This is a genomic window from Chitinophaga sp. 22620 (assembly GCF_052044405.1).
Taxonomy (GTDB): domain Bacteria; phylum Bacteroidota; class Bacteroidia; order Chitinophagales; family Chitinophagaceae; genus Chitinophaga.
On the sequence record NZ_JBQEMV010000001.1, the window covers coordinates 1,935,329 to 1,958,283 of the forward strand.

Annotated in this window: 16 protein-coding genes; 15 read left to right on the forward strand and 1 reads right to left on the reverse strand. The window is 53.8% G+C overall.

What is annotated here, in order from left to right; all coding sequences use genetic code 11:
- Positions 1 to 663 carry a bifunctional 4-hydroxy-2-oxoglutarate aldolase/2-dehydro-3-deoxy-phosphogluconate aldolase gene (locus ACTJIK_RS07900; RefSeq protein WP_440645818.1) on the forward strand — a complete coding sequence of 221 codons (663 nt, stop codon included), beginning with the start codon at positions 1 to 3 and terminating at the stop codon, positions 661 to 663.
- Positions 664 to 702: 39 nt separating this feature from the next.
- Positions 703 to 1,998, forward strand: coding sequence for an MFS transporter (locus tag ACTJIK_RS07905; RefSeq protein ID WP_440645819.1), 1,296 nt, complete (start codon positions 703 to 705; stop codon positions 1,996 to 1,998).
- Positions 1,999 to 2,239: 241 nt separating this feature from the next.
- On the opposite strand, the gene ACTJIK_RS07910 is transcribed toward ACTJIK_RS07905, so the two are convergent.
- Positions 2,240 to 3,886: a UxaA family hydrolase gene (locus tag ACTJIK_RS07910; protein WP_440645820.1), complete on the reverse strand. Its 1,647-nt coding sequence runs from the start codon at positions 3,884 to 3,886 to the stop codon at positions 2,240 to 2,242.
- A gap of 260 nt (positions 3,887 to 4,146) precedes the next feature.
- Here ACTJIK_RS07910 and kduI point away from each other — a divergent pair, with 260 nt between their 5' ends.
- The 13 genes from kduI (at position 4,147) to ACTJIK_RS07975 (ending at position 22,922) form a co-directional block, all read left to right on the forward strand.
- A complete protein-coding gene (gene kduI, locus ACTJIK_RS07915; protein WP_440645821.1) occupies positions 4,147 to 4,989 on the forward strand; it encodes a 5-dehydro-4-deoxy-D-glucuronate isomerase in 843 nt (280 codons plus the stop codon).
- A gap of 81 nt (positions 4,990 to 5,070) precedes the next feature.
- A complete protein-coding gene (locus ACTJIK_RS07920) occupies positions 5,071 to 7,242 on the forward strand; it encodes a glycoside hydrolase family 88 protein (RefSeq protein WP_440645822.1) in 2,172 nt (723 codons plus the stop codon).
- Between the two features lie 16 nt (positions 7,243 to 7,258).
- On the forward strand, positions 7,259 to 8,029 hold the full coding sequence (locus ACTJIK_RS07925) for an SDR family oxidoreductase (RefSeq protein ID WP_440645823.1): 771 nt from the start codon (positions 7,259 to 7,261) through the stop codon (positions 8,027 to 8,029).
- A 15-nt stretch (positions 8,030 to 8,044) separates the two neighbouring features.
- Positions 8,045 to 9,091, forward strand: coding sequence for a LacI family DNA-binding transcriptional regulator (locus ACTJIK_RS07930; protein ID WP_440645824.1), 1,047 nt, complete (start codon positions 8,045 to 8,047; stop codon positions 9,089 to 9,091).
- Positions 9,092 to 9,099: 8 nt separating this feature from the next.
- A complete protein-coding gene (locus ACTJIK_RS07935) occupies positions 9,100 to 10,287 on the forward strand; it encodes a glucuronyl hydrolase (protein WP_440645825.1) in 1,188 nt (395 codons plus the stop codon).
- A 145-nt stretch (positions 10,288 to 10,432) separates the two neighbouring features.
- Positions 10,433 to 12,694, forward strand: coding sequence for a cation:proton antiporter domain-containing protein (locus tag ACTJIK_RS07940; protein ID WP_440645826.1), 2,262 nt, complete (start codon positions 10,433 to 10,435; stop codon positions 12,692 to 12,694).
- Between the two features lie 110 nt (positions 12,695 to 12,804).
- The gene (locus tag ACTJIK_RS07945) at positions 12,805 to 15,024 is read left to right on the forward strand and encodes a heavy metal translocating P-type ATPase (protein WP_440645827.1); all 2,220 of its coding nucleotides are present in this window, start codon (positions 12,805 to 12,807) and stop codon (positions 15,022 to 15,024) included.
- A gap of 23 nt (positions 15,025 to 15,047) precedes the next feature.
- A complete protein-coding gene (locus ACTJIK_RS07950) occupies positions 15,048 to 15,257 on the forward strand; it encodes a heavy-metal-associated domain-containing protein (RefSeq protein ID WP_440645828.1) in 210 nt (69 codons plus the stop codon).
- 160 nt (positions 15,258 to 15,417) lie between these two features.
- Entirely contained in the window at positions 15,418 to 15,795 is a 378-nt protein-coding gene (locus ACTJIK_RS07955; RefSeq protein ID WP_440645829.1) for a hypothetical protein, read from the forward strand.
- A 34-nt stretch (positions 15,796 to 15,829) separates the two neighbouring features.
- Entirely contained in the window at positions 15,830 to 16,075 is a 246-nt protein-coding gene (locus tag ACTJIK_RS07960; protein ID WP_346315945.1) for a hypothetical protein, read from the forward strand.
- Between the two features lie 211 nt (positions 16,076 to 16,286).
- Positions 16,287 to 17,327: a LacI family DNA-binding transcriptional regulator gene (locus ACTJIK_RS07965; RefSeq protein WP_440645830.1), complete on the forward strand. Its 1,041-nt coding sequence runs from the start codon at positions 16,287 to 16,289 to the stop codon at positions 17,325 to 17,327.
- Positions 17,328 to 18,326: 999 nt separating this feature from the next.
- Positions 18,327 to 21,257, forward strand: a complete 2,931-nt coding sequence (locus ACTJIK_RS07970) for a SusC/RagA family TonB-linked outer membrane protein (RefSeq protein ID WP_440645831.1) — start codon at positions 18,327 to 18,329, stop codon at positions 21,255 to 21,257.
- Between the two features lie 21 nt (positions 21,258 to 21,278).
- A complete protein-coding gene (locus ACTJIK_RS07975) occupies positions 21,279 to 22,922 on the forward strand; it encodes a RagB/SusD family nutrient uptake outer membrane protein (protein ID WP_440645832.1) in 1,644 nt (547 codons plus the stop codon).
- Positions 22,923 to 22,955: the final 33 nt, after the last annotated feature.

Here is a 22,955-nt window from a genome sequence, read left to right on the forward strand (position 1 = left end):
ATGAGACCACATCCAGATACGATCATCGCAGCATTTGAGGCCACGAAAGTAGTGCCGGTATTTTATCATGAAGATCCGGCGGTATGCGTGGAAGTGATGAAAGCCTGTTACGAAGGCGGCATCCGTGTATTTGAATTTACCAACAGGGGAGAGCATGCCCGTCATAATTTCGCGGAGCTGCGCGATGTGAAAACCGCTTCCATGCCGGATATGTATCTCGGTATCGGCACCATCAAAAATGCCACTGACGCCAAGGCTTACACGGATATGGGCGCCGACTTCATCGTATGCCCCGTAGTGGACCCTGAAACAGCGGCGTATTGCCATGAGCAGAACATCCTGTGGGTGCCCGGCTGCATGACGCCTACGGAAATTTCCGTTGCGGAGAAGAACGGGGCGCAGCTGGTGAAACTGTTTCCCGGAAGCACGCTCGGCCCGGGTTTCGTGAAAGCGATCAAACCTTTATTCCCTTCCACCCGCTTTATGCCAACCGGGGGAGTGGAGCCTGAGAAAGACAACCTGCAGCAATGGTTCGATGCAGGGGTGGTATGTGTAGGCATGGGATCCAATCTTATCGCTAAAAATGCCATTGAAAAGCAGGACTGGAAAGGCCTGAGCGCTAAAATCAAGCAAACGTTTGCATATATTGCGGCATTACATTAATTTGTCGCAGCAATTCGATTTATCCTAAACAATCAACTAATGAATTCCACCGTAATTGGCCGGTACCGCTGGCGCATCTGTGCACTACTTTTCTTTGCAACAACCATCAACTACATAGACCGGCAGGTGATCGGTATCCTGAAACCAGTACTGGAGAAGGAATTTCATTGGACGGAAACGCAGTATGGCGAGATCGTGATGGTGTTTTCAGCCTGTTACGCCTTCGGCCTGCTGATATTCGGCCGTTTCGTGGATAAGGTGGGTACCAAAGTAGGATACACCGTTTCTATCGTGGTATGGAGCATTGCGGCAGTTGCGCATGCGTTCGCAAAATCCACTTTCGGTTTTGCCGCGGCACGCGCCATACTGGGCCTGGGCGAAGCGGGCAACTTCCCGGTAGCCATTAAGTCTGTAGCGGAATGGTTCCCCAAGAAAGAACGCGCCCTGGCAACAGGTATATTCAATTCCGGCGCCAACATCGGCGCGGTGGCCGCACCTGCAGTAGTTCCCTGGCTGGCGGCTGATTACGGCTGGCAGGAAGCGTTCATCTGGACCGGCGTTGTTGGTTTTGTATGGCTGATTTTCTGGATTGCGATGTATGAGATTCCTGCACGCCACAAAAAGATCACGAAAGCTGAATACGATCACATCCATAGCGACAACGTGGACGAATCCAATTCCAAACGTAAAGTGCCCTGGTTAAAGCTGTTCGGTATCCGCCAAACCTGGGCTTTCGTGTTCGGCAAATTACTGACCGACCCCATCTGGTGGTTCTTCCTCTTCTGGCTGCCTTCCTATTTCTCCACTACTTTCAACCTGAATATGAAGAGCCTGGGCCTGCCGCTGATCATCGTGTATACGGCCACCACTGTGGGAAGTATAGGCGGGGGATATCTTTCCAGCTATTTCATCAAACGCGGCATGCCGGTGTTCAGGGCGCGTAAAACCGCGATGTTCATCTTTGCTATCTGCGTGCTGCCTATCATGACCGCTCCTTTTGCCACGAATATGTGGGTAGCTGTAGCGCTCATCAGCCTGGCCGCCGCGGCGCACCAGGCATGGTCTGCCAACATCTTCACCACTGCGTCTGACATGTTCCCCAAGTTTGCGCTCAGCTCTGTAGTAGGGATCGGTGGCATGGCTGGTTCTATCGGTGGCATGTTGTTCCCGCTGCTGGTGGGCGCCCTGCTGGATCATTACAAGGGCCTGGGCAACATCGGTACGGGTTACAGCATTCTTTTCGTGATCTGCGGCTGTGCTTACCTGCTGGCCTGGGGCGCGATGCACCTCTTTGCTCCGCGCATGGAAGAGGTGGAGATTCCTGAAGAAGCATAATTCATTAAGTGTAATATTAATAACGGGCTGCATCTGATGATGCAGCCCGTTGTATTTTATACTAAATCACCTTAAAATAAGTTATGGAAAGCCCCGTTATTGCGAGGAGTAGCAGAGCTAAAGCGGGAGGGGCGACGAAGCAATCTCCCACATCGAATTGAGGCTCCCCCTGCATATGAAGATTGCTTCGTCGCGGCCCCTGCACAAAACCCCCGCAGCTCCTCGCAATGACGGACAATTTTTACAGGCTCACACCGCGTTTCCAGGGAATAAAATCATCCTGGTGCAGCTCTTCCGCTTTGGTGCGGATCTCGCCGCTGGCCACTCTCACCACAAAATCAAGGATGTCTTCACCCATCTGTTCGATGGTCTTTTGACCGCTGATGATGCTGCCGGTGTCTATATCAATGATATCAGGCATGCGCTGTGCGAGGCGTGAATTGGTAGAGAGTTTTACTACCGGCGCGATCGGGTTGCCGGTAGGCGTGCCCAGGCCGGTGGTGAACAATACCACCGAAGCACCGGAACCCACTTCCGCGGAGGTGGACTCTACGTCGTTGCCCGGTGTGCAAAGCAGGTTGAGGCCGGGTTTGGTAACATATTCCGTATAGTCGAGCACGTCTTTCACGGGGGAGGTGCCGCCTTTCTTCGCCGCGCCGGCCGATTTGATCGCGTCGGTGATCAGTCCGTCTTTAATGTTGCCGGGGGAAGGGTTCATGTGAAAACCTGAACCCACCATCTGCGCCTGGCTTTCATATGCCCGCATGATGGTGATGAACTTGTCTGCCGTGGTATCGTCTTCACAACGGTTGATCAGTTCCTGTTCCACGCCGCAAAGCTCGGGGAACTCGGAAAGAATGGTAGTGCCGCCGAGCGCCACCAGCAGGTCGGAAGTATGGCCGATGGCGGGATTGGCAGAAATGCCGGAGAACCCGTCGGACCCGCCGCATTCCAGCCCGATCACGACTTTTGAAAGCGGGGCCGGCCTGCGTTCCAGCTTGTTGGCTTCTACCAGCGCCAGGAAAGTATCCTTGATGGCATTGGAAAGCATATTGAATTCGGAGCCGCTGGTTTGCTGTTCGTATACCAATACCGGTTTGGAAAAGTTAGGGTTGAGCTTTTTGAGCGATTGCTGCAGGATGGAGACCTGCGCATGCTGGCAGCCGAGGCTTAGCACGGTAGCGCCCGCCACGTTCGGGTGGTGAATGTAACCGGCCAGCAGCGCGCAAAGCGCATCTGAATCCTGGCGGGTTCCGCCGCATCCGCCTTCGTGGATGAGGAACTTCACCCCGTCGATATTCGGGAATACAGGATTGCGTTTCGCGGTTTTGACGGCTTCTTCCGCTTTGTAATCTTTGATAGCGTCCAGCTTACCGCTTTTGTAAAGGTCCACCAGGTCAGCCACCTGTTCGTTGTACACCTCGGTGGGAGCGAAGCCCAGCCCTTTTTCGAAAGCGGTTTTGATAACGCCCACATTCCTGTTCTCACAAAATACCATGGGGATCACCAGCCAGTAATTGCGGGTGCCCACCTGGCCGTCTTCCCGGTGGTAACCGTTGAAGGTCTTGCCCTGCCAGCGGCTCACATCCGGTTTCTGCCATTCCATGCTGCTGTCTTTCTCATGGAAAGCATTGGCATCGTGCTGAAGGTTCTTCACCGTAATAGGTTCGCCTTCCTGGATGGGCGTAACGGCCTTGCCTACCAGCACGCCGTACATCAGCACGGGATCGCCGGCGTTGAGCGGCTTGAGCGGGAATTTATGTTTAGCGGGAACGTTCTGCTTCAATTGAATTGTTGAGCCATTAAACTGAATTTGCTGCCCTGCCGGTAGATCCTGTAAAGCCACCAGCACATTGTCTTTCGGATGAATCTGAAGATACGTGTTCATGATTTGCAAAATAGCGCATTTGAAAACGCCGCGTTAATACTAAAATCTGTTTTTTTGATTGGATATTAACCTTCACAAAGGTAAGGAAGCGCCGGCGGAAAACCTGCCGGGAGTCCCCGGAAACATTGAGATCAGACTGTTTTGTGGCAATTGAATGCAAACGTTTGCATTTTTCGTGATTTCGTATTACCTTCAACCCGGGAGCAACACCTTTAGTGATACTTTACTAGCTTACGGAACATTTTAAAATCCACTTTTTGATGAACACGTCTATTGAAACTCGATACGCCAGCAGCCCGCAGGAAGCTAAAACCTGGGATACCGCTCAATCCAGGGAAGCCCTGCTGATCACGCCCCTTTTTATGGAAGACCAGGTGAAACTGGTATACAGCCACTACGACCGCTTTATTACCGGCGGCATCATGCCCGTGAAACAGTCCGTGAAACTGGAAACGGTAGACCCGCTGAAAGCCGCTTATTTCCTGGAACGCCGCGAGCTGGGCGTTATTAACACCGGAGGCGCGGGCACGATAAGCGTAGATGGCGAAGTATTCGAGATAGGCTTTAAAGAAGCGCTTTACATCGGCAGAGGCAAACAGGAAGTGATCTTTTCAAGCACGAACGGCGCGGAACCCGCCCGCTTCTACCTGAACTCCACTCCAGCCCATATGACCTATCCCACCCGCCGCATCACCCGCGCGGAGGCGGATGTCGTAACGCTGGGCGCGCAGGAAACGTCTAACCACCGCACCATCAATAAGCTGCTGGTGAACTCCGTGCTGCCTACCTGCCAGCTGCAAATGGGCATGACGGAACTGAAATCCGGCAATACCTGGAACACCATGCCCGCGCATACGCACGACCGCCGCATGGAAGTATATTTTTATTTCGAAGTGCCGCAAGGCCAGTCTATATGCCACTTCTGGGGCCAGCCGCAGGAAACGCGCCATATATGGATGCAGAACAACGAAGCGGTGATATCGCCGCCCTGGTCCATCCACTCCGGCGCAGGCACCAGCAACTATACCTTTATATGGGGCATGGCCGGCGAAAACCTGGACTACGGCGATATGGACCACTGTGCTATTCCCGACCTGCGCTAATAGCACAACAAACATAAATTCCCGTGAGCAATGCCGCATTAACGGCAACGCATATACTGAAAACAACTGATACTCAGATCCATGAAGAAATTCACTCAATGGTGCATATGCTCCTGCATAGCACTGGGCGCAGCGTTTTCCGCCAGCGCACAGGAACGCCTTCTTCCTGATTCCATCATGGCTTCCATGAAAAGAGTGGCCGGCTGGCAGTTCCGCCACCTGGAAAAGGAAGGATGGCAGCATCCCAAAACCGACTGGACCAACGGCGCGCTGTATGCCGGCGTGTACGCATTTGCGGAACTGGCCAACGAGCAACAGTACTTCCAGCACCTGATCAACATTGCAGACCAGAACAACTGGGATGCGGGCCGCCGCCGCTTTTTTGCGGACGACTATTGCGTGGGGCAAACCTATTCGCAGCTGTACAATGTTTACGGCGAAGACCATATGATCCGCCGCTGGCGTACGCTGGCAGACAGTGTTGTGGCGCAGCCGCACACGGAAAGCCTGGAATGGACGAATAACATTCACATGCGCGAATGGGCCTGGTGCGACGCGCTGTTCATGGGTCCGCCCGCCTTGGCTTATCTTTCTACGGCTACAGGCGATCCGAAATACCTGCAAACTGCTATCAAGCTGTGGTGGAAAACATCCGGTTATCTCTACAGCAAAGAACATAAGCTTTACTTCCGCGACGGGCGTTACTTCAACCAGAAAGAAAAGAACGGCCAGCCTGTGTTCTGGAGCCGCGGCAACGGCTGGGTGATGGGTGGGCTGGTGCGGATGATGAACAACATCAGGCCGGGCGACCCTGCCCGCGCAGCTTTCGAGCAGCAGTTCAAGGAAATGGCCGCGAAGGTGGCGTCGCTCCAGCATGCTGACGGCACCTGGCATGCAGCGCTGCTGGACCAGGAAAGTTACCCCGCTAAAGAGACCAGCGGCACCGGCTTTTTCCTCTACGCCATCAGCTGGGGTATTAACAACGGCCTGTTGCCGAAAGTTACTTACCGCCCCGTGCTGGTGAAAGGCTGGGCGGCCCTTCAATCCTGCGTGCAGCCCAACGGCAAGCTGGGTTTTGTGCAAATGATCGCCGCAGCGCCGGGCACAGCCACGGCAGACGATACAGAGGTATATGGCGTAGGCGCGTACCTGCTGGCTGGTTCGGAGCTGGTGAAGCTTAGCCTGAAAGAGCAGGTATGGCCCGTGACGATCGAACTCTATAACCCCGCAGGCGCTCCCGCCGGGTTGGTGGAACTGGATTACAAAACGCTCGCTGACCACTGGAGACCCTTGCGCAGGGGGGCTTTCAAGATAACCAATACGATCACCGGGGAAGAGTACCCATACCAAATATTATACGAAGGCGGCAAAGAACCGGTGAAGATACTGGTGGATGCCCCGCTGGTAGCGGGCGGCAAGGTAATGGCCACGCTGGAGGAAGGTTTGCCTCAGCCGGTTGTAAAGAAAACGTATGGCCGCTACGTGCCCGAAAGGAAAGATGATTTTGCCTGGGAAAACGACCGCGTAGCCTTCCGTATGTACGGCAGGGCACTGGAAGCCACTCCGAAGGAAATGGCCTATGGCGTTGACTTCTGGAACAAACGCACCGGTAACCTCGTGATAGACAAATGGTACAAACGCACCAATTACCATAAAGACGACGGCGACGGCCTGGATTATTATCATGTGGGCCTTATGCTGGGGGCGGGCGGCATTGCGCCGTATGTGGCAGACAGCATCTGGCATTCCAGGAACTACACCCGCCACAGGATCATAGACAGCGGTGCGCTGCGCACCACGTTCGAACTGGGATATGAGCCCTGGAACGTGAGCGGCAGGCAGGTGAGCGTTACCAAGACCGTATCTATCGACGCGCATGCGCAGCTTAGCAAAATGGAGATCCGGTATTCGGACACGCTGCCCGTGGCTATCGGCATCAGCAAACGCAAGGAAGCCGGCACGATCTGGCTGGATGAAAAGACCGGCGCAATGGGCTACTGGGAGCCCCGCCACGGGGAAGACGGCACTACCGGCATCGGTTGCGTGGTACTGAACCCGGTAAAAGAAATGAAAGTGGAGAAAGGTCACATTCTGACTGTTTCCGCAACGGATAAAAACAAATCTGTAACTTACTACACAGGGGGAGCCTGGGATAAGGCCGGCGTTATTACCGGCGCAGACCAATGGTTTGCTTATCTCCGGCAGCAGGCGGCACGCCTTGCCAGGCCTGTGAGGGTTAAAATTTACAAGTAAAAAATAATCCCGCACGATGAGCGTACTCGATCTTTTCAGCCTCAAAGGCAAAACCGCGCTGGTAACAGGATGTAAAAGAGGCATCGGCAAAGCCATGGCAGTGGCCCTGGCAGAGGCCGGAGCCGATATCATCGGCGTATCGGCCTCCCTCGAACTGAACGGCAGCGACGTAGAAAAAGCAGTGCTAGCCACCGGCCGCCGCTTTAAAGCTTACCAATGCGATTTTGGGAAGCGCGAAGCATTGTATAATTTTATCGGAACGGTCCAAAAGGATTTTCCGGTGATAGACATCCTCGTGAACAATGCCGGTACCATTATGCGCAAACCTGCCGCGGAGCATCCGGACGAATACTGGGATGAAGTGATCGCCATCAACCAGTCGGCCCAGTTCATCCTTACCAGGGAGATCGGCAAAGGAATGCTGGAACGCGGCAAGGGTAAAGTAATATTCACCGCTTCGCTGCTTACTTTCCAGGGCGGCATCAACGTGCCGGGCTACGCAGCCAGCAAAGGCGCTGTAGGACAGCTCACCAAAGCTTTCGCCAACGAATGGGCTTCCCGCGGCGTGAACGTGAATGCGATTGCGCCGGGTTATATTTCCACGGATAACACCGCCGCTTTGCGTGCCGATGAAAAGCGCAGCCAGGGCATCCTGGAACGCATCCCCGCCGCACGCTGGGGCGAGCCGGAAGATTTTACGGGACCGGTCGTATTTCTGGCCTCTGACGCATCCAGCTATATGCACGGCACTGTAATGACGGTAGACGGCGGCTGGATGGGCAGGTAAACTTAACAAACCAATATGTCTGTACGTTCTGAGAAAACAATCGTAGATATCGCGGAAGAGCTGAACCTCTCCGTGTCTACAGTATCCCGTGCCCTGAATGACCACCCAAACATCAGCGCTAAAACGAAGGACAGGGTGAAGAAGATGGCCCGCAAGCTGGGATACCGCCCCAACGCCATGGCCGCCGGTTTGCGCAACAACAAAAGCAAGACCATCGGTCTCATCGTGCCGCGCATCTCCATGTTCTACCCCGCCACCATCAGCACCATCATCCAGAATAAACTGATGGAATACGGGTACAACCTCATCATCTGCCAGAGCAACGATTCTCTCGAACAGGAAATAGCGCTGGCCAATACTCTTTACTCCGCGCGCGTAGACGGGCTGGCGGTTTCAGCCACACTGTACACCACCGATTTTTCTCATTTCGACATATTCAAACAGCAAAATATTCCCCTCGTTTTCTTCGACCGCGTTCCCAACAAAGATTACAACGTGAAGGTGATCAAAGGAGATGATTTCCTCGGCGGCCTGCTCGCCACGGAACACCTGATAGAACAGGGTTGTAAAGACATCGTGCACATCTCCGGCCCGCTCACCTGCAACCTTTACAAGGAAAGGCTGGCCGGCTACAAGGAAGGCCTGCAAAGGCATAAACGGCCTTATAGCAAGTCGCGCGTATTCTTCCACGAGCTCACCCGCGAGAACGCATGGGCCACCGCGGAGAAGATCTTCTCCCAGAAGCCCATCCCGGACGGGATCTTTGCCACCAACGATACCACGGCCATCACCCTGCTGGAATACTGCCGCAAAAACGGCATCAACGTGCCGGAAGACTGCAAGATCGTAGGTTATTCCAACGACCCGCGCACAGAGATCGTAACGCCGGCCATCACGTCTGTAGACCAATACCCCGCCACCATGGGCGAAAGGGTGGTAGCGGCGCTGATGGACCTCATACAAGCCAAACATCCGCCTGCGTACAGGCATTCACAGGAAATTGTGCCAATACAGCTAGTGACAAGGGAAAGCTCCGCGGGAGTTCCCAAAAAGAAAAAATGATCCACATTATGAAGAAAATTGTCTTTTTATTACTTGCCTGCGGCACTTTCCACGCGCAGGCGCAGACGAAGTTGTCTGTAAAGCAGATGAAAGCGCTGGCAGATGAAAGCCTCCAGTTCTCCGCAAAGCAGTATAAGCACATGATGCAGTCGCTGCCTGATTCCCTTTTCCCGCGTTCCACCAACAGAGACGGCAGCCTTATGACGGCGAAGTATAACTGGTGGACGGCAGGTTTTTACCCCGGCAGCTGCTGGTACCTTTATGAGTTCACGAAAGATCCCGCATTTAAACAGGAAGCCCTCAAGCGCCAGCAATACCTGCTGCCGGACCAGTACCGTACCAATACACACGACCTCGGGTTCCTGATGTATTGCAGTTTTGGTAACGAACTGCGGCTGGAAGGCACGCCTGGCGTGAAAGACATCCTGATTACCAGCTCGCGCTCGCTTATACAGCGCTACAAGCCCACTATCGGCGCCATCCGCAGCTGGGACCATGCCGGCTGGAAATGCCCCGTGATCATAGACAACATGATGAACCTGGAAATGCTTTGCTGGGCCACCAAAAACAGCGGCGACAGCACTTTTTACCAGATCGCGGTGAACCATGCGAACACCACGATGAAAAACCATTTCCGCGACGACTACAGCTCTTACCATGTAATTGATTACGATACCATTACCGGCCAGGTGTTCGCCAAAAAGACCCACCAGGGCCATTCCGACGCTTCCGCATGGAGCCGCGGCCAGGCCTGGGGCCTGTACGGTTACACCATGATGTACCGCGAAACCAAAGACAAAAAATACCTGGACCAGGCGCGCCACATCGCCGATTACATGCTCAATCACCCGCACATGCCGAAAGACCTGGTGCCGTACTACGACTACGATGCGCCTGAAATCCCCAACGCCATCCGCGACGCGTCCGCCGCTGCTGTAATGGCTTCCGCGCTGCTGGAGCTGAGCCGCTATACCGGCAAAGCCGAAAGCAAACGTTACTGGAACGCCGGTGCGGACGCCCTGGCAAGCCTCGCAAGCCCTGCTTACCGCGCCAAAGAAGGGGGGAACAACAACTTCATTCTCATGCACAGCACCGGCTCCATGCCCGGTAAATCCGAGATTGACGTGCCTTTGTCTTACGCTGATTATTACTTCCTCGAAGGGCTGCTCCGCTACAAACAATGGGCAGGCAAATAATTTTAATAGGATTTTAATATTCCCGATTTGACCTTTGTTGACAAGGAATGCAGCCACCGTACTGCATTCCTTGTTCTTTATTGACCCGCTCTCCCGGATTTTTTCGTTATTTTAGCCACAATCGATAACGAAAACAGGTGGGAGTATGATTCATTTACCAAATCTTATTACGGACCTCGCCCTCATCCTGGGGGCCGCGGCAGTTACGACATTGATCTTTAAAAAACTGAAGCAGCCATTGGTGCTCGGCTACCTGATAGCCGGCATCCTGGTAGGTCCGTACTTCGATTTGTTCCCTACAGTACAGGAAAAAGACAACATCCAGATCTGGTCCGAGATCGGTGTGATCTTCCTTTTATTCAGCCTGGGCCTTGAGTTCAGTTTCAAAAAGCTGATGAAAGTGGGCGGTTCCGCGTCTATCACGGCTTTAGTGGAAGTGGTGGTGATGCTGGCCTTTGGTTATGCCACCGGTAAGCTGCTGGGCTGGAATACGATGGACAGTATTTTCCTCGGCGGCGTTCTTTCCATTTCCTCCACCACCATCATCATCAGGGCGTTTGAAGAGCTGGGCGTGAAAGGCCAGAAGTTCGCCGGGCTGGTGTTCGGCATACTGGTAGTGGAAGACCTGATCGCGATCGTGCTGCTGGTATTGCTTTCCACCCTCGCGGTGAGCCAGCAGTTCGCCGGCACGGAAATGCTGATCTCCGTAGTGAAGCTCGTGTTTTTCCTTATTCTCTGGTTCATCGGTGGCATATTTTTCATACCTACTTTTCTGAAGAAAACGAAGAAGCTGATGAGCGAGGAAACCTTGCTGGTCACGTCTATCGCCTTGTGTTTGCTGATGGTGGTGCTGGCCACGCAGGTGGGTTTTTCCGCTGCCCTGGGCGCTTTCATCATGGGCTCCATCCTCGCGGAAACCACGCAGGCGGAGAAGATCGAACACCTCGTGAAATCGGTGAAAGACCTGTTCGGCGCGATATTTTTCGTGTCAGTCGGCATGCTGATAGACCCGGAAATGTTGCAGCGTTATCTTGGACCGGTAATTCTCATTACTGTCATCACGCTGGTGGGTAAAACGCTCAGCACCACGCTGGGCGCGGTTTTATCTGGCCAGCCGTTGAAATCCTCCGTCCAGGCCGGTATGAGCCTGGCGCAGATCGGGGAGTTCTCGTTCATCATCGCCACGCTGGGGCTTACGCTGAAAGTGACCAGCGATTTCCTGTATCCCATTGCAGTGGCGGTTTCCGCTGTCACCACCTTCACCACGCCTTACATGATCAAAGTGGCCGAACCGTTTTACGGATGGCTCGATAAACGTTTGCCTGAAAAATGGAAAACTTCCCTGGCCCGCTACAGCAGCGGCGCGCAAACCATCTCCCAGGCTTCCGACTGGCAGGTATTGCTCAAAGGCTACCTTACCAATACCGTGGTTTGCTCCGTGATACTGATCGCCATCGGCCTGCTTTCTTCCATCTATATTCTTCCCAAAGCCAATGAGCTGGTGGGCGTTCGGTCCGGCAAGATCGTGACCGCCGTGGTTACCTTCCTTGCCATGGTTCCGTTCCTCTGGGCGCTGGCAGTGAGGCAGGTGCAGGGAAAAGCGTTTTCGAACCTGCGCTCGCAGAACAAATACAAAGGCCCGCTGGTGCTGCTGCGCATCGCCCGCATCACGCTTTCTGTGTTCCTGATCGGCTTTATGCTGGGCCGGTTCTTTTCTTTTGGTATAGCCTTCACCGTTACCCTGCTGATCGTGGCGGTGCTGATCATTTTTTCCAGGCGCATACAGGTGTTCTACGACCGGCTGGAAGCCCGCTTCTTCTCCAACTTCAATGCCCGCGAAGCCGCCGCCGAAGCGCAGAAGAAAAAAGAGCCCGTGCTCGCCCCCTGGGACGCTCACCTGGCTTCTTTCAATGTACATGCAGACTGGGAAGGCGTGGGCAGAACCCTCGAAGAGCTGGGCCTGCGCGAGAAATACGGTGTGAACATCGCCCTCATCGAAAGAGGGGAGCGGCTGATCCCCATCCCGCCTAAATCCGAAAGGCTGTACCCCGGCGACCGTTTGCAGGTAATTGGTACGGACGAGCAGATCACCGCTTTCCGCAGCTATATCGACTATCACGTGCCCGCGCTGAAGCATGCGCGTTCGGAAGTGGAGCTCCGCCGTTACGACGTGCAGTCCGGCAGCCAGGTGTTCGGTAAAACCATCCGCCAGAGCGGTATCCGCGAGCTGGCGCATAGCATGGTAGTGGGCATCGAGCGCGGGGAAGAACGCATCCTGAACCCTGTTTCGGACATGATGCTGGAAGAAGGCGACGTGGTATGGGTGGTAGGCAACCCCAGGCGTACCGCCGCCCTGTTCAGAACGAAAGGAGAGGCGCCCAGGAATGCGGCCCGCACCCCGGAATGAGCCACTGTAAAGCCTTCCGGCTCTTCCGGAAAATCTTGTAAATCTTTCCCCTAATTGTATAACAGCCGGGCAGCGGTTCTGCCGGACCTTTGTATCATCAAAAAGAAACGATGATGAATACAATGGAACAAACGGTAAAACAAAGCTTCCCGGTTACAGGCATGAGCTGCGCGGCATGCGCCGGCTCAGTGGAAAGCATGCTGATGGCACAGCCCGGCATCCTCTCCGTAGCCGTGAATTTTGCCAGCAGCTCCGCCCTCGTGGAATATTCCCCTTCAGCCGCCAACCCCGCCGAATGGAAAAAAGCCATACAGTCCGTAGGTTACGACCTGCTCACCGATAATATGACCGGCAGCCTGGAAGACCACCAGCGCGCCCATTACCGCTCCCTGAAGCAAAAAACGCTGTGGGCCGTCATCTTTTCCATCCCGCTGGTCGTTATCGGCATGTTCTGGATGGAAATGCCTTACGCCAATTACATCATGTGGGCCCTGGCCACGCCGGTAGTGCTGGTGCTGGGCCGGCAGTTCTTCACTAACGCATGGAAACAGGCGCGCAACGGCAAAGCCAACATGGACACGCTGGTAGCCCAGAGCACCAGCATTGCATATATCTTCAGCATATTCAACACCCTGAACCCCGATTTCTGGCACAGCCGCGGTCTGCACGCCCATGTGTACTTCGAGGCCGCAGCGGTGGTGATCGCATTTATTTTACTCGGCAAGCTGCTGGAAGAAAGGGCCAAAGCCTCCACCTCCTCCGCCATCAAAAAGCTGATGGGCCTGCAACCCAATACGGTTACGCGCATTGGCCAGGATGGCCGCGAAGAAGTGATGCCGCTGGCGGAAGTGCAGGTTAATGACGTATTGCTGGTAAAACCGGGCGAACAGGTGCCGGTGGACGGTACCGTGATCCAGGGCAGGTCGTATGTGGATGAAAGCATGATCACCGGCGAACCGGTGGCCGTGGCCAAAGAGAACGGCAGCGGCGTATTTGCCGGAACGCTTAACCAGAAAGGCAGTTTCCGATTCAGGGCGAAACAGGTGGGCGGCGATACGCTGCTGGCGCAGATCATCCGTAAAGTGCAGGAAGCCCAGGGCTCCAAAGCGCCGGTGCAAAAGCTGGTGGACAAAGTGGCCGGTATTTTCGTGCCTGTTGTGATCGGCATTGCGCTGCTGGCCTTTGCCGCCTGGATGACCTGGGGAGGAACGAACGGGCTTACGCAGGGTTTGCTGGCATTGGTAACCGTGCTGGTGATCGCCTGCCCTTGCGCGCTGGGCCTGGCCACGCCTACCGCCATTATGGTGGGAATGGGCAAAGGCGCGGAGAACGGCATCCTGATCAAAGACGCGGAAAGCCTTGAAAAAGCGTACCGCATACAAGCGCTCATTCTCGATAAAACCGGCACCATTACCGAAGGTAAGCCTGCTGTAACCGGTGAGCTGTGGCGCACGGAGCAGGAGCGCCTGCAATACACCGGCGTGCTGTACGCGCTGGAAAAACAATCCGAGCACCCTCTGGCGGAGGCCATTGTGAAACACCTGGACGGTATTGCCACACCTGGATTACAACACTTTGAAAGCATCACCGGGCGCGGTGTTAAAGGAACATCTGACAAGAAGACCTTTTACGCGGGCAACCGGGAGCTGCTGGAGGAGCACCGCATTGTTATTCCCGCGGAACTGCGGAAACAGTCGGACCTGTGGCTGAACAACGCACACACCGTGATCTGGTTCGCGGACGCGCAGCAGGCCCTGGCGGTGATCGCCATTGCGGACAAAGTGAAAGCCGGCTCAGCCGCCGCCGTGAAACGTTTGCAGGAAATGGGCATTGAAGTGTACATGCTCACGGGCGACAATCCGCAGACCGCCGCCGCGGTGGCCAGGGAAACCGGCATCCGGCATGTGCAGGCGGGGCTGCTGCCCTCCGGTAAAGCGGATTTCATCAAACAATTGCAGCAGGAAGGCAAAACTGTGGCGATGGTGGGCGACGGCATCAACGACAGTCACGCGCTGGCGCAGGCGGATGTAAGCATTGCCATGGGCAAAGGCACAGACATTGCGATGGACGTGGCAATGATGACCCTCATTTCTTCCGACCTTCAGCAGATACCTAAAGCCATCCGCCTTTCCCGGAAAACCGTGCGGCTGATACGCCAGAACCTTTTCTGGGCCTTCGTTTACAACGTGATCGGTATTCCCGTGGCGGCGGGGCTGCTCATCCCCATTACCGGCTTTGCGCTGGACCCCATGCTGGCAGGCGCCGCCATGGCGCTCAGTTCCGTGTCCGTCGTGAGCAACAGCCTGCGTTTAAAGCTTTCAAAAATCTGACAGAAACATAAAAACAGGACATCATGAAAACGTTAAAATTCAAGACCAACATCAATTGCAGCGGATGCATCCGATCCGTAAGCCCTCACCTGGACGGCGAAAAGGAGATCGCGCACTGGGAAGTGGACATCAACAATCCAGACAAGATACTGACCGTTTCCACCACCACGCTCTCAGCGGAAGAAGTGGAAAACACCGTGAAGAAAGCGGGTTTCAAGGCAGAAGCAGTATAAACGGGAACATATGCAGATGCAAGGGTTGCGGCTTACCGGCCGCAACCTTTTTTATTTTTATGAAAAATTGAAACAACAGCATTTATGTTATATAACTTTATGAAAGTGAATCTTACCCGCAAAAAAATATATGATCTCAGTATAAATGGCGAAGCATAAAATGAACCGGTTTATAGCATTGGTTTTACTGCTCATGATTTCCTGCAACACTGGCAGGGAACTCCTTTCCGACGGCGAAAAACGTTTCCGGCAGCAATTGCAGGAAGAATGCGGCTGCGAGGTAAGCCTTGCCCACGACGACTTTGCGCTGCAGAACGACAACAGCACGGGAACTTTCCAGGTAACCTTCATCAATTCATCCGTGTATTACTGCGACAGTGATTCTTCAGAGCTGGCGCGCATTTCAGGGAACATCGCGAAGAGGCTGGCCGTAATTATGTCGAACAAAAAAAATTACAGCAATATCAGGTTCACCTACCTGCAGGTCAGCAAGGACGAAATAACGTGTACACGTCACATAATGATCCGCCGTCCTTGAGCTTTCTTCGTACCTTTAATTCAAATACAGGAGTATGAAAGTCATCTATAAGAAACTGGGACGGGAAAAAGCCTACGGGATGTCTGACTACGGTTGTAATACCATTGTGATAGACAGCAGGCTGCAAGGCCGCAAGCACCTGGAAGTGAGTCTGCACGAATCCCTGCATGTGTATTTTCCTGAAAAGAGCGAAACTTTTGTAAAGAACACCGCCCGCAAGCTGGCTAATATCCTGTGGCGGATGAATTACCGGAGGGTGGACAATTCCCTGGGTATTTAGTATATCCGGGAGCGTTAAGGCGCCGCCGCAAAGCATGTTGGGAGTGTGGGGGTGCCGCCGGCCAAAGCCGGTGCGGGATTGTTTTGAAACACAATAATATTGCCCGGGGCTTCCTGAATTCCCGGTTTTTTGCTGTAAATTCCGCTTTTGAAGACAAAATCAACCTCAATCGAGCCGCATCCGGCCAACCAAAAAAATTGTAGCTGTATACATGAAAGATATGAAAGGCCAGGAAATGAAGCGATTATCCCTTAAAGATGTGGCAAAAATGGCGGGAGTAGCCCCTTCCACAGTGTCGTTTGTACTAAATGGGAAAGCCCGCCAGATGCGCATCAGCGACGAACTGGCGGAAAAGGTGATGGCCGTGGTCAAAAAGACCGGTTACCAGCCGCATTCCGTGGCGGTGAACCTCCGTACCGGCCAGTCCAAAACCCTCGGACTCATCGTGGAAAGCATCTCCGGCAGTTTTTTTGCCGCGCTGGCGAGAGTGATTGAAACCGAAGCGGACCGTTTCGGATACAACATCGTTTATTGCAGCACCGAGAACAATGCCCAGAAGGGCAGCGACCTCATCCGTATGCTCAGCCGCCAGCAGGTGGACGGTTACCTGATCACCCCCGCAGCCGGTATGGAAAAGGATATCCAGCAGCTGCTGGCACATAAGCGCCCGGTAGTGCTGATGGACAGTTATTTTCCCGGCCTGGCCGTTCCATATGTGCTGATAGATAATATCGGGGGTGTGAAGCAGGGCATGGAACATTTGCTGGACAAAGGGTATAAAAAGATCGGCTTTGTAACCGTGGATATGGAACTGGTGCAGGTGCAGGACAGGTTGCAGGGCTACAAAGAAACCCTCCGCAACCATGGTATCAGCGTGAAGAATAAGCAGATACTCAAGATCGGGTACGACAGTCCACGCGAAGAATCCATCCGTAGCATACAGCAGTTTATAAAAGACAATAAGGGGATGGACGCTCTTTTCTTTTCCACGAACTACCTGGGCATTCTTGGCCTGGAAAGCATTGCCGGCCTGGATTTAAAGATCCCCGGCGATATAGCGATGATCTGTTTTGATGACCATGATATTTTCCGGCTGTACCCTCCCGGCATTACGGTGGTGCAGCAACCGATCGAGGAGATCGCAAAAACAGCTATGGGGCTGCTGATGAACCAGCTGGACAAAAGCCAGCGGTACGTGAAGAAAAGCCAGGTACAGGTACCCGGGAAGTTTATTAAGCGGGGGTCTGCGTGAGAATGCGGTGACTGCGTTTTTTATTAAATTAGCCCAGGCCGTGGCCGTATTCCGCTGCTCCTCGCAATGACGGGTTTTTTCGTCGCTTCTCCTGCACGAAATTCTCCACTGCTTCTCACAAAAAAGGATTTTTCCCATGTGTCAATATAAACAGGCGGATAGTCATATAAATTATTAATGTTCCCTCAAACCCTTACCACTTCAGCATTCCAGCCTCCCCGCAAATATTTTTTGCTTAAAATGGTGTTAATTTTCGCAAATAAATTATACATTTATGAAGTGTTTTCATTTCCGGTTCGCCGGTAAAAAGTCCTTCGGGCCTTTTTTTTAAGATCAATGCTAAATCGATTTTGCATTTAGCAGGAGGAAATGAGCCACAGGCGGGTTATTCATTTATATCAAGTCACGTAACCTGACAGTGTTGAGACCAGGATCATGCTCACCCGGGCAACCACGCCGGGGAGCATTGTTGTTCGTGCAGGAAGAGGAAGGAAGCGTTATCGAATATTATTTAGCCAACTCGGATGTCAATTGAAAAACCAACAGCATCGCTGCATGCAACACCAGCGGGACTGTGAACAGTGAAACCAAGGAAGTCGCTGAGAATTAATTACTTCCAGAACACAACAGTGAAACTAAAAAACGTGCATAACGCATGTATGCACGCAAGAACAAAACGCTAACAATGAGACCAGACGGGAGTGAACCACATCTACTCCCGGAAAACGAGAAACCAAACCGGATCGGGTAACGGGTTCCACCGCTATGATCCTCTTTTTGAAAAAACTCAATTTACTAACAATGAAAAGGTAGCAAACCGGCAGACTAAACTGCCCAACCCATTCCGCCATTATTAAACCCATTGCTAAATCGATTTTGTACGGTGTGCTGAAAACACCGCAGGGGAATCTTTTTGCATTTACGTAACGGCCCTTAACAGGGCGGCAGGACTTCCCATGTCATAACTTTTTAACCAAACCAATTTCAACTGCAATGAAAATGAGATCCACGTTTTCCATGCGCATGAGTTGGCTGAGCTTCCTGATGCTGCTCACCACCTCCCTCACCTATGCACAATCCATCACCATACGCGGTAAGGTGACGGACGCAAAGGACCAGACGCCACTCCCCGGTGTAACTGTCAGGGTAGTGAACACCACTACCGGCACTTCCACCGTGGCAGACGGCACTTTCAGCATCAGCGTTCCCAACGCGGAAGCGCAGCTGGAATTTTCCTACATCGGCTACGAGACCATTACCATCCCGGCCGGCCGGAACGCCACGCTGAACGTTCAGCTGAAGCTTTCGTCCAAAACGCTGGAAGACGTAGTGGTGGTAGGTTACGGCACACTCAAAAGAAAGGAGATCACTTCCGCTGTTACCTCCATTAAAGCGGAGAACTTCAACCCGGGCGTTGCCCGCTCACCCATGGACCTGGTGCAGGGTAAGGTACCCGGCCTCAGCATCACCCGTGTGAACGGCAACAACCCCAACCAATCCGCCAGCGTGCAGATGCGCGGTATCACCACGCTCGGCGGCGCCGTGGCGCCGCTTGTTGTGATAGACGGTGTGCCCGGCGGAAACCTAGACCTGTTGCAGCAGGAAGACATTGCCTCCATAGACGTGCTCCGCGACGGTTCCGCCGCCGCCATCTACGGCACACGCGGTACCGGCGGCGTTATTCTCATCACCACCAAAAAAGGCAGGGGCGGCGAACCGCAATACAACTTCGCCACCTACCTGCAGAGAGACGCCATCGCCAAAAGGCCGGACATGCTCAATGCAGATGAATTCCGTAAGCTGTCGCCCGCCAACGACCTCGGCGCCAATACGGACATCTACGACATGCTGATCAATAAAGACAATCTCAGTCAATATTACACGCTCTCTGCCACCGGCGGTACCGACAAATCGAACTACCGCGCAGCCGTGTATTACAACCGCGGCGAAGGCATTGCCAAGCGCAACTTCCGCAACCAGTACGGCGGCCGCCTGAACGTGAACCAGGTGGGCCTGCAGGGCAAACTGAGCATGACGGCCAACCTCGCGGCCAACTTCAACAAGGCGGACCTGCTCGGCGGCGGCGCCGGAGATTTTGAACAGGCCGTTCAGCGCAATCCTACCGCGCCTGTTAAAAATCCTGACGGTTCTTACCTGGAAACCTCCGCGTTCAACAACTTCAATCCCATTGCCCGCCTGGAGCAGGAACTGAGCGAAAGAGACCAGCAGACCATTCAGGGCGACGGCAAGGTGAGCCTGGAGATCATTAAGGGCCTTCGCGCGTCCGTATTCGGCGCAGTGGTGAAGAACACCTGGAACGACCGCCAGTACCGCCTGCGCGCATCACAGTCATCCCAACAGAGCTACGAAGGCGGCGGCTACGCATACAAAGGCAACCGCATGGAGCTGGACCAGACCCTGGAATCCACCCTCGATTACAATACCACGATCAATAACGATCACACCATTTCAGCGGTAGCCGGTTACAGTTATTACTACAATACCGTTGAAACATACAGCGCCAACAACTCCGGCTTCCTCACAGACGCGTTCCAGGACTGGAACCTGGGCAACGGCCTTTATCTTACCAAGGGTAAGGCGGGCATGGCCAGCAACAAAACAGACTATAAGCTGGTGGCGTTTTTCGGAAGGGTGAACTATTCTTACAAACAGAAATATTTTGCACAGGCGATCCTTCGCCATGAAGGTTCTTCCAAGTTCGGCGCGAACAATAAATGGGCGAGCTTTCCGGCGTTCTCACTCGGATGGTCGCTGCATGAAGAAGATTTCCTGAAAGGCAACCGCATCATCACGCAGCTGAAGCTGCGCGGCGGTTACGGCGTGACGGGCAACTCCGGCTTCACCAGCTACAACTCACTGATACTGCTCGGAACAGGCGGCGCTTACCTGCAAAACGGCGAATGGTACCAGACCTTCGGCCCTTCCCGCAACCCGAACCCTGACCTGCGCTGGGAAAAGAAAAAAGAATGGAACCTGGGTACGGATTTCGCCTTGTTCGGCGGCCGCCTGAGCGGTTCATTCGACGTGTACCAGCGTAATACGGAAGACCTGCTGTACGAGTACGATACGCAGCTGCCGCCTTTCGTGACCAGCAAGATCTACACGAACGTTGGTTCCATTTCCAATAAAGGCTTTGAAATAGTGCTGAGCGGCACACCGGTGCAGACGAAGAATTTCATTTACAGCACAGACGTAACGTTCAACCGGCAGCAGAACAAAATGACTTCCATTTCCAATGACCTTTACCGGCTGGACAGGCTCACCTTCGGCGATCTGCCTTCCCCCGGCAATCTGGGTCCCGCTATACGCGTAGTGGAAGGCGGCCCCCTGGGTAACTTCTATGGCAAACGTTTCGCAGGCTTTGATGATGCGGGCAACTGGCTGTTCTACAAAAAAGACGGCTCAAGGGTGGAAGCAGGCGCTATCACGGAAGACGACCTGGGCGTGATCGGCAACGGCGTGCCCAAGGTAATGTTCAGCTGGAACAACAACCTGCGTTATAAGAACTGGGACCTGACCATTTTCTGGCGTGGCAAGCTCGGGTACGACATCCTGAATCTCCAGGAAATGTACTTCGGCAACCAGAGCTGGCTGCCCAATAACGTGCTCCGCAGCGCCCTCACCAAACACGCGAGCCTGAAAGTTCCTGCCCAGTATTCCGATTATTATCTCGAACCGGGCGGTTTCGTGAAACTGGATAACGTTGCGCTGGGCTACAGCTTCAAGTTCAAAAACAACTACATCCGCAACCTGCGCGTGTACGCAGCCGGCCGCAACCTCGTGACCATCACTGACTACAGCGGCCTGGACCCTGAACTGGAAGACAACGGCACCACTACCGGCATCGACGGCCGCGGTTTTTATCCCAGAACACGTTCTTTCACCGTAGGCCTTAACCTCGGGTTCTAAAAATTCCAAAAAATGAAGATCATGCAAAAGAAACATAAAGTATGGGGCCTGGCTGTTTTACTTACCGGCGCTTCGGCCTGTACCAACCTGGACGAAAAAGTATACAGCGAAATACCGGCGGAGAACTTTTACAATAACCGCACGGAAGTGATGGCCGCTGTGCTCAGGCCTTTCACCCACGCCAACGCATGGGCCGCGCCCACCGGGCAGGTAGGCTACTGGCGCGTGAGCGAGCTTAGTGCGGACCAGCTGGCCTGGCCTACCAAAGGCCGGCACGGGTTCGATAACGGCGACTGGATACGCCTGCACCGTCATACCTGGATCGCGAACGATAACAATGCCTGGAACCCTTGGAGGCTGATGTTCTGGGGAGTGGGCTTTTGTAACAATACCATTAAAGACCTTTCTGCCGTTGACTTTAAGACCATCGGCATGCCGGACGAGGAAAAGGCATCCATCATCGCTGAAACCAAGGTGCTGCGCGCATGGCATTACCTGAAGCTGATGGACCTTTACGGGAATATTCCCATCGTTACCGAAGTGGGGATACCCCAAAGCCCGGTGAACGCGCCCCGCGCGCAGGTATGGGCATTCATCGAAAAGGAGCTGAGAGAAAATGTGGACCTGCTGCCCAAGCTGGAAGAAAAGCTGGTGGGCCGGGCTACCCGCGCAGCCGGTTACGCTATGCTGGCGGAACTTTACCTGAATGCCCAGAAGTGGGCGGGCACACCCAAATGGGATGAATGCGTAGCGGCCTGCAACAAAATACTCGACGGCAGCTGCGGCTCCCTGTCCGGCGGCGTGCCTAAGCTGGAGACAGACATCATGCGGCCGTTTTCCACCACCAACCACCAGAGCCCGGAGAATCTTTTCCAGATCGCATACGACTACGCGATCGGTAATTTCCGCTTCGGATGGGAGGGCGATCTCTGGCATTACGTACAGAAAGACGCCTACAACGCCAGCTTCAGGGGCAACAACGGCATCGTGGTGATCCCGACGGCTTACGACGCCTTTGCGGATAATGACCTGCGTAAAAAGAACTGGATGCTGATCGGCGAGCTGAAGAAACATCCATCGCTCAGAACGGGAGTTGCCGATTCGCTGGTGATGGGTACTGAAGAATATAACGGAAAACCCCTTATCTTCGTGAAAGAGATCCGCAAAAATTCCCAGGGACAGACCGGCCCGGGTAGTATGATGGACGGGGAGGAGAACAGCGGGGCGCGCTTTGCGAAGTACCTGCCGGACCAGCAGACCAACACCGCCCAGTACTGGAATAACGACTTTGTGCTGTACCGCCTGGCGGAGATCTATTACAATAAGGCAGAGGCTTTGATGCGGAAGAACGGGGGGGTAGCCACCCAGGAAGCCGTGAACCTGGTGAATGAGGTGAGAAAAAGAGCCTTCTCTGCAACAGATTGGCCCACAGCGGCTTATACAATTCCTGAATTAACTTTGGACGAATTCTTGGCAGAACGGGGGCGCGAGTTTATTTTTGAGGGGAAAAGACGTACAGATTTGATTAGGTTTGGTAAATTTACGACCGCAACCTGGTGGGATCACTCCGCGTCCGGTGCCGATAAATGGAACCTGTTCCCGATTCCCTATCAGCAAATGGTACTGAACAAGAATCTGAAACAGAACCCGGGTTATGATCAATAACCCCTATGAACAAGTGCTTATCATACAAACAAT

What these genes read in the sequence shown, in the direction of transcription:
- ACTJIK_RS07905 (WP_440645819.1), top strand. Translation starts at nt 703, where the DNA reads ATGAATTCCACCGTAATTGGCCGGTACCGCTGGCGCATCTGTGCACTA.
- ACTJIK_RS07960 (WP_346315945.1), top strand. Translation starts at nt 15,830, where the DNA reads ATGAAAGTCATCTATAAGAAACTGGGACGGGAAAAAGCCTACGGGATG.
- ACTJIK_RS07945 (WP_440645827.1), top strand. Translation starts at nt 12,805, where the DNA reads ATGATGAATACAATGGAACAAACGGTAAAACAAAGCTTCCCGGTTACA.
- ACTJIK_RS07940 (WP_440645826.1), top strand. Translation starts at nt 10,433, where the DNA reads ATGATTCATTTACCAAATCTTATTACGGACCTCGCCCTCATCCTGGGG.
- ACTJIK_RS07965 (WP_440645830.1), top strand. Translation starts at nt 16,287, where the DNA reads ATGAAAGATATGAAAGGCCAGGAAATGAAGCGATTATCCCTTAAAGAT.
- ACTJIK_RS07975 (WP_440645832.1), top strand. Translation starts at nt 21,279, where the DNA reads ATGCAAAAGAAACATAAAGTATGGGGCCTGGCTGTTTTACTTACCGGC.
- ACTJIK_RS07930 (WP_440645824.1), top strand. Translation starts at nt 8,045, where the DNA reads ATGTCTGTACGTTCTGAGAAAACAATCGTAGATATCGCGGAAGAGCTG.
- ACTJIK_RS07910 (WP_440645820.1), bottom strand. Translation starts at nt 3,886, where the DNA reads ATGAACACGTATCTTCAGATTCATCCGAAAGACAATGTGCTGGTGGCT.
- ACTJIK_RS07935 (WP_440645825.1), top strand. Translation starts at nt 9,100, where the DNA reads ATGAAGAAAATTGTCTTTTTATTACTTGCCTGCGGCACTTTCCACGCG.
- ACTJIK_RS07955 (WP_440645829.1), top strand. Translation starts at nt 15,418, where the DNA reads ATGAACCGGTTTATAGCATTGGTTTTACTGCTCATGATTTCCTGCAAC.
- ACTJIK_RS07925 (WP_440645823.1), top strand. Translation starts at nt 7,259, where the DNA reads ATGAGCGTACTCGATCTTTTCAGCCTCAAAGGCAAAACCGCGCTGGTA.
- kduI (WP_440645821.1), top strand. Translation starts at nt 4,147, where the DNA reads ATGAACACGTCTATTGAAACTCGATACGCCAGCAGCCCGCAGGAAGCT.
- ACTJIK_RS07900 (WP_440645818.1), top strand. Translation starts at nt 1, where the DNA reads ATGAGACCACATCCAGATACGATCATCGCAGCATTTGAGGCCACGAAA.
- ACTJIK_RS07920 (WP_440645822.1), top strand. Translation starts at nt 5,071, where the DNA reads ATGAAGAAATTCACTCAATGGTGCATATGCTCCTGCATAGCACTGGGC.
- ACTJIK_RS07970 (WP_440645831.1), top strand. Translation starts at nt 18,327, where the DNA reads ATGAGATCCACGTTTTCCATGCGCATGAGTTGGCTGAGCTTCCTGATG.
- ACTJIK_RS07950 (WP_440645828.1), top strand. Translation starts at nt 15,048, where the DNA reads ATGAAAACGTTAAAATTCAAGACCAACATCAATTGCAGCGGATGCATC.